This is a genomic window from Polaromonas sp. P1_G2, assembly GCF_056405515.1.
In genome coordinates this window covers 1-402 of the sequence record NZ_JBFUBY010001446.1, presented here as the reverse complement: position 1 = coordinate 402, position 402 = coordinate 1, and the positions used below count along the sequence as shown (strand labels likewise).

Here is a 402-nt window from a genome sequence, read left to right as displayed (position 1 = left end):
GTCACGAGCGCCAGTGGGAACCAATTCTGGCTGAACTTTGAAAAGCCCTCGACGCTCAGAATGCCCGGCGAGAGGAAGACATAGAGCACGACCAGAGCTGTGACGACGATATAGAGTCCCGGCAGTCCGCGATTGCGGCGCCCCTGGACGGCGAGATAGAGATTGCCCGATACACTGATCATGCTGCTTCGCTCCGGGCGAGGCCCATGGCTGCGCCGACGATTGCTTCCTCGCTGGTGGCGCCGCGTTCCAGGCTACGAACAACTCGTCCCTCACTGAACACCAGCACCCGGTCGCAGAGATGCACCAGCTCCGGCGTGTCCGAACTCAAGAGGATGACCAGCTTGCCCTCGGCTGCAAAACCCTGCAGCATCTGGTAGATTTCCCGCTTCGTCTCGTTAT

The 402-nt window shown here is 60.2% G+C and carries 1 protein-coding gene and 1 pseudogene; both read right to left on the bottom strand.

Annotation, left to right across the window (positions count from 1 at the left end):
* Nucleotides 1–182: hypothetical protein (locus tag AC1D0P_RS31005; RefSeq protein ID WP_477680232.1), on the bottom strand; the 182-nt coding region annotated here is incomplete at its 3' end.
* Nucleotides 179–402, bottom strand: a pseudogene (locus AC1D0P_RS31000) (sugar ABC transporter ATP-binding protein); the annotation flags it as partial. The gene AC1D0P_RS31005 and the pseudogene AC1D0P_RS31000, both read right to left, overlap by 4 nt.